Genomic DNA, 12,835 nt, shown 5'->3' on the forward strand with positions numbered 1-12,835 from the left:
AACCCTCCTCTTGTCGTGCTTTCTCCCATTCTAAGCCGCTTTGGATAGGCTCTAAATGAGACATCTTTAAACTTTCTGTCGCATTCTTGGCTTCTTTCGTTTCTGCACTGTCTAGGCGCCGCATGTTGCGCTAGATTAGATACAGACGCGATCGATCAAGTTACAGGAGGAATACGAAATGATTCATGCCAATGCGGCTTTGTACAAAAAGGCGGATGCTCCAATGGAGCAGCGCGTAGCGGATTTGCTTGCCCGGATGTCTCTTAAAGAGAAGGTCCGGCAGCTGGATCAATATTTTGGCGCCTCATTCATGAGCGCGACCCATCCCCACATGATTACCGTGATGGCCGATGATGCGGTGGTGAACTGGGACAAAGTGCGCGAAGTAGTAGGCGAGGAAGGTATCGGCTGCCTTCATGACTTGTATGGCACGGCCGAGGTGAATAACCAGTTGCAGCGTTATGCAGTGGAAGAGACTCGGTTAGGCATTCCGATTCTGTTCAGCGAAGAAGCTTTGCACGGTTTATTGCGTCCCGGCTTTACGGTATACCCGCATGCCATCACCATGGCTTCGACTTGGAATCCCGCAATTGTAAAAGAGATTGGCCGGCAGATCGCGGCCGAATCGCGCAGCGTAGGCATTCACGAAACGTTTGGGCCGGTACTCGATCTTGCCCGCGAGCCGCGCTGGGGACGAGTGGAAGAGACGTTCGGCGAAGACACGCATCTGGCGAGCCGCATGGCGGTGGCGATGATTAAGGGCCTGCAAGGCGACGACCTTGCCGCGAACAACAGCCTTATTGCGGAGCCGAAGCATTTTGCCGTACACGGAATTCCGGAATCCGGACTGAACCATTCTCCCGCTTCCATCGGCCTGAACGATATGCACGCCTATCACCTTCCGGTCTTTGAAGCGGCATTTGTGGAAGCCGGCGCGGTTAACGCGATGTGTTCCTATAATTCCATTGACGGCGTTCCATGCTCGGCCGACTACAGCCTGCTGACGGAAGTTCTGCGCGGACAGTGGAACATGCCGGGGTTTGTCCGTTCCGATCTCGGGGCTATCGCCCGTCTGCAGCATGCGCATTTCACGGCCGATTCGGAGAAGGAAGCGATCCGCCAGGCGCTGGTTGCCGGCACGGACATGCAATATTACGATTACCCGCATGAGCTCTATCAGCAGTCGATTACCGAGATGGTAGAAAGCGGCGAATTGGATGCGGCGGTCGTGGATCAAGCTGTTTCCCGCGTGCTGAAGGTGAAGTTCATGCTCGGCTTGTTCGAGAATCCGTATGTCGATCCGGAGCTTTCCAAGCAGGCCATCCGCCATGCCCAGCATGGACAGACGGCGCTTCAGACGGCGCGGGAAGGTATCGTCTTGCTGAAAAATGAGGCTTACGCTCTTCCGCTCGTCAAAACTTTGGGAAGCATTGCCGTTATCGGACCTAGCGCGGCTGAAGCCCGGCTTGGCGACTATACGCCTTATATCGAAGGTTTTAAGCCTTCAACTCTGCTCGAGGGCATTAAATCAGCTGTCTCTTCCGAGACGAACGTGCTGTATGCCAAGGGTACGGGCATTCTGGCCGATGAGCTCGAAGCCATTCCGGCGGACTGCCTCCATGACGGCAGCGGCAATCCTGGACTGGTCGGCGAATACTTCAACAATCCGGAGCTTGCGGGTTCTCCTGTTCTAAGCAAGCTGGACCGCCACATCAACTTCAACTGGGTCATTACAAAGCCGGATCAAAGCATTAACACGATGGGCTTCTCCGTCCGTTGGACCGGCAAGCTTATTCCGAAGCATAGCTTCAGCGGTTACATCGGTACAATTAGCCAGGACAGCATGCGCTTCTGGCTGGACGGCGAGCTGCTTGTGGACGGCTGGGGCAAGGACAAAAGCGCTAAGCGCAGCGTTCCGATCGAGCTAGAAGCCGGCAGGGAATACGATATCCGCGCGGAATATTGCAAGGATACAAACGGCGTTGAAGTCGTGCTCGGATGGAACCACAACACGATTGGCATTCAAGATGCGGTTGCCGCGGCGGCTCAAGCCGATGTTGCCATTGTCGCCCTTGGCGATTCCGAGCGTACCTGCGGGGAAGGCATTGACCGCAGCAGCCTGGATTTGCCGGGCGACCAGCTTAAGCTTTTGAAGGCAGTATATGAGACGGGCACTCCCGTTATTCTGGTTCTCCAGAATGGACGTCCCCTTACATTGGAATGGGAATCTGAGCATATTCCGGCTATTATCGAAGCTTGGTATCCGGGCGAGCAGGGCGGCGTTGCGATTGCCGAGGTATTGTTTGGCGATTACAACCCGGCTGGCCGTCTGCCGATTTCCTTCCCGCGGACTATCGGCCAAATTCCGGTCTACTATAACCGCCGCCGCGGTGGCCAGAAGCATTATGCCGGAGGCAATAACGAACCGCTGTATCCTTTTGGCCATGGCCTCAGCTATACAACGTTCCGGTATGGCAATCTGCAACTAGGTTCGCTTGAGATCGGCGCGGATGATAGTGTCGACGTGACGTTCGACGTGACCAATACAGGTGACCGTGCGGGTGACGAGGTCGTTCAACTCTACGTGAGCGACGTGTTCAGCTCGGTAGCGCGGCCGGAGAAGGAGCTTCGCCACTTCAAGCGCATCCGCTTGCAGCCGGGCGAAACGGCAAATGTTGCGTTTACGCTGACCTCTCGCGATCTCCGCGTTCTCGGCCGCGATCTGAAATGGACCGTCGAGCCCGGCGCCTTCCGCGTGCTGATTGGTTCAAGCTCCAGTCATATCGCTCTGACTGGCGAGTTTGAGGTGAAGTAAGGCAACCCAAGCCTAAAAGCCCTACAGTTTCCTGTAGGGCTTTACTCATTTTCCCGCCATTTTTCCTATTCCGCCAAAATAATAAGCAGATGAATCATTTGCTTGGCCTCTAGGTTAACATGAAGCATGTCTATTTTCTGGGATGCCAATAAATTCAACGGGTCCTCCAGTACATTAGACAAGTACGCTTCCGCAATCCGTCTGCCCGGAAAGCTCAAATTAGCCTCTGTATAGCCATCCTTCACGTTATTAATTCGTACGATAATACCCTTGCTTGACTCCGCTGGTTTTACATCGACAACATACGCATGTTCACTTTCGAAATGGATAAATTGCCCTGCTTCTTCCTGCATGCATTCCATTATAGGCGTTGCGTAGATTTGCGATGCGGCCCGGGTTGAGGCTTCGGTTACCGCCGACGGTTCGAATGCCCGATACGTCGACAGCATGTAGGTAAAAGAATTAAAGCCTGGCTGCCTCGCTCTAAAGTTTGTTTCCCAATAGTTATTCATCGGCCAGGCTAACAGCAATGGATTAGCCGACCTGTCGATTTGCTTATGCTCTCTGCCGAAATTGAAATCTCCTATTTGCACCAACGGAGCATCGGGGCAGACCAGCGTTATCCCGTGATCCCCGTCGAATAGGGAAACACTCCTGTCCACAGTCAAGAAATCCCTGCAAACACCCGGCAATTGCTGCTCATCCAGCTCCACGAGCTGTCCGGCCGTATCATATAAACACCGCCAGCTTCCCAAATTGAGCGGAATCGCAAAATACGTTCCTTCCGGCGTTGTAATGTCTTTCTTTAGATAAGAAACCTTAATCTCTATATCGGGGCGGTAGTTAAATAGCGTAAAGCGCTGCTCCAGGTTATCTACCCCCGGAGCATCCCATCGCAGCACAAGCGTTGCGTCGTTCGCTCCCCGTTCAACGGAGCAATACGCGAGTTGAGAGTGAGACCGCCTAACCGCAGGCCAGTCGTTATTCCAGCAGCTGATGCTGTTGTTGCCTTTTTCAACATCCCGCGAAAAAATAGTTTGTCTGCTGTTCTCGGCAATGGTCGCATCAACCGTCTCCTGAACATATTGAAACAGCGTCCAAGGACTGGACAAATCAAGTGTCTCCCAATCGCTTTGTTTGTCGTACAAGCTTATGATTCTTCCCCGGACCGGATCAAAATCAAGCCTGTGGTAAGGCGATTCAATCCGTCCGTTCAGAACCTTAATCTCATATCCCTGATTCATTGCGCTAAACGGATCGTTCCATTTCTCTTTGGACCCGGGGAATGCTTCTATATTTGAAGCCTGCTCTGCACGCTGAAGCTTGTCGAACGGAATTTTGCGCCAGCTGAACGGCGGCAATTCGATCGCTCCGTAGCTCTCTCCGGCAGCAAGGCGATCGTTGTTCATAAGCACTTGTCTCATTCTGTCCGCTCTCAGATGACGGCCGGACGCTCGAAAGCTTGAGGGAATCCGCAGGTCGTGAACAATCGGAGCGGAAGAATAGTTCACAAGCAGAACCCCCTCGGGGTCATCCGCCTGAAGCGGATTTCCGGCGAGCTTCTCCAACTGGCTTCCAAGCAAGTAGCCGGTCAGACTATTGCCTTGGTAAGCGTAATGCGCTTTATGGGCCCATTGGATATCGACGTTTACATGATCGGGATCGGCAATGGCATTAAACGCCCCCCAAGTATGTTCATCGAACAAATGGATTTGCTCCCAAGCTTGCCGTTTGATCGCCGGATATCGGTTATCGGTTTCTCCTTGGAAGGCTTCAAGCAGTTCGACCGCTTTCATGCCTTGCTTCGTGCGGCGATTCAGCTTCGTTTCCTTGGCGGAGCTGCCCGAACCAAAGTTCCAATAATCCGTCCAATCCCCGGCATAAGTCGGGAGCTGCTCTGCATGCTTGCGAACTCTAGCGTGCAGCTGCTCCGGAGTCACGAATGAAATACGTTGTTCGCGCGACTCGCCGTTCCACTGCTTGATAAGAGCTGCCAGCTCCTGGTCCGGCGGGTTGTTATCGTATAGCGGCAGATTGGTTGCGGTTAAATAGATAAAATCGAAAGGATAGTCGGGATTATTCTCGAGCTTCTGCAAATACGGGGCTATGCCTTGCGCCATGACGGCCGTATTTTTGGCGTTTACTCCGCAAATTTGGCTGAATAGCGAATAATGCTCCCCGTTAAACGTCAGCAGCTTCCTGCGATCAGGAGCCTCCCAGTGAAAAGCGTTTGGCCTTGTGAATGGAACAACACCCATATGAATGTTAATGCCCATGATGAAAAATTCTACACCGGCATCAATCAGCTGCTGGCAGTAAGGCCATGGCTGACCGTTGACATCGTGGTGAATAGCTGTTTTGATCTCAATCCCAAACAGGCTGCGCAGCTTCTTGATCGGTTGCAGCATACGGGCCGTTTGCTCTGCGGTCACAAGCGGCGTCGTATGCATGAACGAAGCGGAAATGCTCATTTGCCCATTTTGCAGATAACGGCTAAGCTTTTCAATTTGTTGATCGTTTGCCTTCTCCAGCCATTGGAGGACAGGATAACTAGATTCACATGTCCAGCGGAATTGATTCTCTTCGTCCCAATCCTCGGTTAATTCGCATAACTGCAAGGCTTGATCAATATAGTTCATTTGCAGCTCCAACAGAATAGGCTGCGCATGCGTGTAACCGACATCCAAGTGGCTATGATGGAGCACAAGCACATCTTTAATTTTTGACATACACATTCACCCTGCCATGCTGAATTTAATCATTAATTGTTGATAAAACATATCCTCTAGCTAGCTCTCATGATGGCGCAAGGCGTAGGATTTGCCCGCTTCCGTATGAAAAGAGATGATATCGGAAGATAGTTTCCACTCTATTTCCTTTGGATGCTTACTATCAACTTCTATTAAAGAGAACCCTTCGTTAAGCCAAGGGTTGAAGATGCGGCAATCTTGGCCTTTCTCGCTTGTAATCTCAATGAGAGTTACTTTACCTCCGGAAAGCTCACTGGAAATAACGAATGCTCCCGCAGCCCGCAGCTGGTGAAAACGGGCAGCTTTGTCCCGGGGCCAGACCGGGAACAGCCTGATTACTTGCTCATGGCTTTGCAGCAGCATCTCGTTGATAGTCGCAGGTACTCCGCTGCAGCATTCGATGCCACCGCCGCCGAAGAAAATAAACAGATTCGGAAAGCTGTGCTTCGAACATTGGCGGCGAAGCTCGCGCAAGATCGTCTCGGGTTCATACCCGACACGCGCCGCGGCGGTAAATATCGTCGGAAAGCCGTTATAATCCGTCCATCGGTTAAGCACCGTAATCGTATTCTTGGCAATCTCCAAAAGTCCTGGATCCGAATCAAGGCCTATTCCGCCGGCTGGCCAAATATGCTGAATCGCCAGCGTATTGTCCGGCCACCAATCGTAGCCTTGCTCCGTTAAGCGGAATATTGTTTTTCCTTCCCGCTCGAACGTTGGATACTCGCTGATATGCTCCAAAATATGAGTCCATTTCTCGCGACGCTCTGCATCGAGCTGCAATTGCCGGGAAATATCGAGAAGCCCTTTAAACAACATCCGGATGAGCGCTAATGAAAGAATGGGATTCATATCCTCCAGGCCGCGGTCCCAATGATCATCGTCGTGCGACTCCGTATAGGTTCCTACTTCATGAATAGCATCATGGTAAATCACGTAACGGCCATTCTCGAAGATCAAATAATCCTCCCAAAAATCCGCAACCTCAGTGAGGAAGGGATAAACGAATCCGGCATACTCCAAATCATAGGTATAGTAAAACCGCATCAGCATGTTGACCGTGCTTAGCGCCGAGTTACTCTTTTGCCCCAAAAACATATGTCCGTTCTCATAAGGGGTATTACACAATGCAGTGGGTAAACCCTTCGGGCCTATACCAACATCGTAGTAGAGTCCTCGGATGCCCAAATATTCCTTCGCATACCGGCGTCCGCTAGACATATATTCCAAGAGTGGCGTATCATACGGTTCGCTTAGTTCAATGTGGTTGGATGAATATACACCCCACCAAGGGGCCTGGTAGTTATAATTTAGGTGGTAATCGCCCGCCCATTCCGGGGTATCCGTCGTTATCCAATTGCCGAACAAGCCAGGCGCGAAATTTTTGTTGCGGCTGCAGCAGGCCATGATGTAATGGGAACCGTACCAGAACTTTTCCAGCAATTCATCCCCGATGTCAATAGCAGACTTGGCCCAGAACGTGCTCCACCAGTCCTCATGGTCAGAGCGCAGCGAAGCAATCGCCTTCTCATCGATAAGACCAACTTTACGAATAGATTCCCGCAGATAGTTTTCCTCGTCATGGTTCGTCATTACGTAGGCAACCAAATATTGTTTTGTCCCAGGCTGCAGCGTAAAGGAAGGACTACCTGCCGAGCTGCGCATAGCAATAACGCCTTCTGTTGGCCATTCGATATCGTCGCCTGAAAATCTACGTGTCGCCCAAACCGCATTGCTTTCCTGCCCATACTCCGTTTCCGATCCATTACCCTGCTGTACCCACAGATCCGGCTTAACGGATACCGCTTGCCCTTCGCAGCTAAACTCAATGATTAACGCATTTTCCAAGGCTGATATCCAAGAGGTTATGTAGACCGAAGAGGCCGTGCCATGAAAGGCCGATACGATTTGGGCTTCATCCAGCCGTTGCTCGCAATAATACGAAGCATTTACGAGATCAGGAATATGTATATCGATTCCGCCAAGCAGGCACGGGCTGCCATTGGGGTACATCTTCTGCGCTTTCCAGAAATCCGTTTTCGATATCCATACACGTTGCTGATCCGGTCTTCCGCTAATGGTGACGCCGAGATCGCCATTGCCGATTACCGGGCTATCGACGACTTTGTCCGAAGGTACCGTTTGGGGCGGTTCTGTAAAAATCCCCTTATATTTCTTCACTCTTTGCTTCCATTCCGTTGCTTCCACGCCAATATCCACCACCAATCTTAAATGTTCAAATAAAGCCCGCTTCGCCTCCACCGAAGGAAATTAGCGGGCCACATCATTAATCATTTATTAGCTGCACGTCTCTCTTGATATCTTGTTAACGCATCGTTATAGATGTTGAGCACCTTGTCGAGATCGCCTGTTTTTTTAATTTTAGCTTGAAAGTCTGCCCAGTTAGCAAAACTTTCTTTGCCATTTATAAATTTGTTCTGCATTTCCGCTACATACGTATTTACCGGTGACATTACCGAAGTAATTTGTTCGCGTTCATCGTCTGTAAATTCAACACTAGGCTGAAATACCATCGGAGGCACGTAGTCATTAGGGAATGGCAAGTCCTTGAACGCAGTTTCCCATGGTTGATCAACCGGCTTGCCGTTAATAATACCGGAGTCTTTTGGTGCAAAATCTACGAATGCTCGAGTATCAATAGCCATTTGCAGGCCAGGACGATAGGAGCTGCTTGCTCTCATGCCGTATTTATCGCCTTCGACCCAAGGGTTCGCAGCCTGTTTAATTGAATCGATGAACGTCGGTTTACCGCTGGCATCTTTCGTATAGGTCGTTCCATCGATTCCCCATGTAACCAGGTTGATAATATCCGGCTTGTATTGCAAATCTAGCAGCTTCACTAGATCTTCTACATGCTTCGCCTTTGGACTAACGACCATTACCGCCCCGGAGCTAACCCCTACGGTACTGAAGTCGTTCACGCTCTGCCACGCTTTCCCATACTTCGGATTATCGGGGAACAAGGAAATGACGAATTTCTCCCCTCCGGTTGCTGCTCTATTCCAATCTCCAGCAAAAGTAAACCAATTGGACAGCAAGATAAAATTAGTGCCGCTCATTACTTTTTTCTTAATCGCATCGGATTTGTCCGAGAATACCTCAGGGTCTAGCAATTTCTCGGCGTATAGTTTATTCGCAAACTGCAGCGCTTCTTTATAAGAATCTTCGAACGGCCCATAGACAAAGTTTTTACCGTTCCAGTAGATTGAAGATCCGCCATTGTGATTTGCATAAAAGAGCGGATCAAACGAGCCACTTTGCGTATTGACGGGATAGGAATTCGGGTATTTATCTTTCAGAGTTTTGGCAGCGGCGTACAGCTCGTCCAATGTACTTGGAATAGGGATGCCTTCTTTTTGAAAAATATCATAGCGATAGGTTGCCGGCGTGTATACGCCCATTCCTTTATCCTGCTCTTGCCGCGGAAGGTCGATATTCCATAACCCATAAAATTGCCCATCGGATCGGATCGCCTTAATTTTGCCGTCTGTCGCTTGATCGACCAGGCTCAAGTAGTTAGGCAGAAGCTCTTTATACTTGCTCAAATCAAGAAATGTCCCCTCTGTTTCATACTGTTTATAGAGATCTCTGTTCATAACCATGAACAAATCTGTCGTATCGCCGCTAGCAAGCAAGAGTTTGGATTTCTCATCGTATTCGCCAATCGGAATGTAATTAAATTTTATGTCGAGCTTCTTGCCGGTAAGGGCCTCCATCTGTTTAACCCATTCCTTCTGAACCATAGAGTCCTCGATTTTGGCGCCGAAGGACGGCAATGTTACGGAAAAGCTTAGTGTTGCTCCAGCTTGTTCCGCAGCTTCGCCGTTTCCTGAGTTTGTCGAAGTAGAATCAGAGCTGCAACCTGCCAGAACAGTTCCCGTGCTTAATAAGCCTGCAAGCATTAAAGAAGTTAATTTGATGCCTTGTCTCATCTTTACCCCTCCTGGAATCATTGTCATCTACGCGTGAATGTTGCTAAGCTCCGATCTCTTTACTAATAGGCACCACTCCTCTCAGCAGTCTTGGACAATCAACCCTTGACCGCACCGATCATGACGCCTTTCACGAAATACTTCTGGAGAAACGGATAAATTACCATAATGGGGAACATGACAACGACAACAATGGCCATTTGAATATTTTTAGAACTGATATTCATTTGCGACAGCATCGCCTGCATAACTTCTGTTCCCGTGCCGGAATCAAAGGAAATGGAAAACAAATATTTTCTTAGAATCAACTGCAGAGGATACTTATTCTCGTCCTGAAGATAGACTAGTGCTTCAAACCAACTATTCCAGCTTCCGACAATGCCAAAGAGCGCAAATGTAGCCAAGAGTGGCTTGGAGAGCGGCAACATGATTTTCACTAAAATTTGAATATCGTTAGCGCCGTCGATCACAGCGGATTCTCGCAAATCGGCCGGGATCGTCTGATAGAAGGATCTGAACAAGAAGACATTAAATGCAGACACACAGCCCGGAATAATAATGATCCAATAAGTATCAAGCAAATGAAGGCTGCGAGCGAGCAAATACGAAGGGATCAAACCGCCGCTAAAAAACATCGTAATGACCAGAAAGATCGAAAGAAATTTTTTGGCCACGAAGTCGGGAATGGTAAGCGGATACGCCATCAGCGAAGTGAAGGTCAGCATAAACAGGGTGGACCCGATAGCGTAAATAATGGAATGAGCGTAGCCTGAATAGAGGAAGGGATCCTTCAATATGTACTTGTAACCGCCTATATTAAAGCCCTTCGGAAAAATCGTAATATCGCCTCTCAGGATATGTTCAGAATTGCTTAAAGAAGTTGCAATAACGTTCAAAAACGGATATAACATAGCCACGCATAGAAGCAGCATCAATACCATATTCACCAAGTCAAAGATTCTCGATCCAACGCTTTCTTTACCTACCACGTTTTCGTACCCCCTACCAAATACTCGTATCCGATACTTTGCGACTAAGCATGTTTGCTCCTACGAGCAAAATAAATGCAACAAACGACTGGAAGAGCCCAATGGCGGTTGTATATTCGAATCTGGACCCCATGATGCCTTCGCGATATAGATAGGTCCCAATAACATCCGCGACCTCATAAGTGTCTGGGTTATAAAGCAGAAGAATCTTCTGAAAATCCGTTCCCAAAATACCGCTAAGGGACAAAATCAGCAAAATGATCGTTGTTGGTTTGATATGCGGCCAGTTAATATTCAGCACCTTCTTCCAACGGTTTGCCCCGTCAATATTAGCAACGTCGTAGAGCGTAGGATCAACGCTGCTTAATGCCGCCAGGTACAAGATGGTGCCAAAGCCGATACCCTGCCATATGTTTGAGCTGATAAATATGGTTCTGAACCATTCGGGCTCCGACAGAAACACAATCGGTTCGCTGCCGAACCAAGCAGCAATTTGGTTAAACAAGCCGTCTCTTTCGGTGAACGTTCGAAGAATGCCAATAATAATGACCGTGGAAATGAAGTGCGGCAAATAGGAGATAGTCTGTACCACTTTTTTAAATACAGGACGCTTTAATTCATTAAATAGCAAGGCTAATATAATCGGGGCGGGAAATCCCCAGAGCAAGGAGTAGACGCCTAACAATAAGGTGTTTTTGAGAACCCGCATTGCCATCGGATCTTGAAAGAATAAAACGAAATACTTAAAACCTACCCAATCGCTGCCCCACATCCCGCGTACCGCGCTATACTTTTTGAAGGCAATCTGGATGCCGTACATCGGAAAGTAGCTGAATACCAATACAATTAGAAAACCGGGCAAAACCATTAACAAAAAATACCGCTGCTTCCAACATGCTTTGATAAGTTTGTGTGAACTTACCATCTGTGTCCCCCCTCAGACTACGTGTGGTTTCCAGCATCTCTGGACCAAACAAAATGTTTCCGCTTACAATGAACAATACAGCCGATGAACATCTGTGTCAATATATTAATTACTTGTATTTAAAAATTGATATTAAAATGGCGTAAAAATGATACAGAAGTCGCCTTAGTCAATTGCTTGAATCAAAAAAAGCAACATTGAATTTCCATAAAGGAAACTCAATGTTGCCGTTGATTGGAGCCCTATTTACCTCTGATTAAGTGACAATCAATCTTATAGACTTACCGATATACATTTTCGAATTGCATACTTGACCGTAAAAAGACTGATTTTCATGGTCGTCAATCATGTTCAACAATAGCTTGGCAGCGCATTGTCCCATTTCATAAAAAGGCTGCGTAACCCCGGTGACATTTAAATGGATTCTGCGGTTTAGATTTTCGGCGTCATACGTAACAAGCGATACATCCTCAGGTATCCGATAATTCAAATTTTGGAACGAACGGATGGCAGCTTCGGCAATTTGATCATTTGCAGTAAAAACGGCGGTAAACCGCATCTCTTTCATTTTTTTCCCTAATACGTCACAATACGCATCAAACTCATCCGTGAAATCTTCATATTTGGTTGAAATAAAAACTTCAAATTCATCGGAATACTCTAATTCCGAGTCAATAAATGCTTGTTTAAAACCAAATAGCCTTTCATTTACCGTACTTATATTTGAATTTTTTATAAATAAAATTCGCCGATGACCGTTTGCTATGAGAAGCTTGGTTAAATTGTAAGCGCCTGTAATATTATCGCTGGTAACATAAGGAATACTGGTGTTGTGGACAGCCCGATCCAAGCTTACATTCTTTATGCCATTGCTTTCTAGCATAGAAAATATCCGGTTATTAATATCTTCATGTCCTTGGCTCATAAAAGGACTTAGAATAACCCCCTCGACCTTTCTTTCCACTGCTCCTCGCACGAGAGACTCCAGCTTTTTCAAGTTTCGATCATCACTTGAGCTTAACAACTGATATCCCCGCAGGAACAAAACGTCTTCCACGCCTCTTAATGCAGTCGCCCATATCGGATTATCAATCCCGAAAACAAATGCAGCTATGAGGCGAGAACCACTTGTCACAGCTTCCTTCGCTTTGTTCAAGAAGGTTCCTCTCCGCGTATCCCGGATTAGCCAACCTTCCTCCGCCAGTTCCTTGATCGCCTTCTCGATCGTATTTACGCTAGACTCATAATATTGGGCGAACTCGCGGCTGGATGGCAATCTGTAGCCCTCCGTCCATTCTCCGTTAATCAGCCGTCGCTTAATATCTTCCTTAATAACGGTATACTTAGCCACAACTGCACATTCCCCTCATCCAGAACTTTTACTTCACTGTATCCTCGGTCTA

The 12,835-nt window shown here is 48.3% G+C and carries 7 protein-coding genes; 1 reads left to right on the plus strand and 6 read right to left on the minus strand.

Annotation, left to right across the window (positions count from 1 at the left end; genetic code table 11):
* Window positions 1–178: 178 nt before the first annotated feature.
* Entirely contained in the window at window positions 179–2,815 is a 2,637-nt protein-coding gene (locus QQK89_RS10425; RefSeq protein WP_284238483.1) for a beta-glucosidase, read from the plus strand.
* 65 nt (window positions 2,816–2,880) lie between these two features.
* On the opposite strand, the gene QQK89_RS10430 is transcribed toward QQK89_RS10425, so the two are convergent.
* The 6 genes from QQK89_RS10430 to QQK89_RS10455 form a co-directional block, all read right to left on the minus strand.
* Window positions 2,881–5,544, minus strand: a complete 2,664-nt coding sequence (locus tag QQK89_RS10430) for a glycosyl hydrolase-related protein (RefSeq protein WP_284238484.1) — start codon at window positions 5,542–5,544, stop codon at window positions 2,881–2,883.
* Window positions 5,545–5,604: 60 nt separating this feature from the next.
* Window positions 5,605–7,773: a glycosyl hydrolase family 95 catalytic domain-containing protein gene (locus tag QQK89_RS10435; RefSeq protein ID WP_284238485.1), complete on the minus strand. Its 2,169-nt coding sequence runs from the start codon at window positions 7,771–7,773 to the stop codon at window positions 5,605–5,607.
* An 83-nt stretch (window positions 7,774–7,856) separates the two neighbouring features.
* Window positions 7,857–9,518: an extracellular solute-binding protein gene (locus tag QQK89_RS10440; RefSeq protein ID WP_284238486.1), complete on the minus strand. Its 1,662-nt coding sequence runs from the start codon at window positions 9,516–9,518 to the stop codon at window positions 7,857–7,859.
* A 98-nt stretch (window positions 9,519–9,616) separates the two neighbouring features.
* Complete coding sequence (locus tag QQK89_RS10445) at window positions 9,617–10,507, minus strand: carbohydrate ABC transporter permease (protein ID WP_284238487.1); 891 nt, start codon at window positions 10,505–10,507, stop codon at window positions 9,617–9,619.
* 13 nt (window positions 10,508–10,520) lie between these two features.
* Window positions 10,521–11,432, minus strand: a complete 912-nt coding sequence (locus QQK89_RS10450; RefSeq protein ID WP_284238488.1) for an ABC transporter permease — start codon at window positions 11,430–11,432, stop codon at window positions 10,521–10,523.
* A gap of 256 nt (window positions 11,433–11,688) precedes the next feature.
* Window positions 11,689–12,783 carry a GntR family transcriptional regulator gene (locus tag QQK89_RS10455; RefSeq protein ID WP_284238489.1) on the minus strand — a complete coding sequence of 365 codons (1,095 nt, stop codon included), beginning with the start codon at window positions 12,781–12,783 and terminating at the stop codon, window positions 11,689–11,691.
* Between the last annotated feature and the right edge of the window lie 52 nt (window positions 12,784–12,835).

Origin of the sequence: Paenibacillus glycanilyticus (assembly GCF_030161375.1) — a bacterium.
Taxonomy (GTDB): domain Bacteria; phylum Bacillota; class Bacilli; order Paenibacillales; family Paenibacillaceae; genus Pristimantibacillus; species Pristimantibacillus glycanilyticus_B.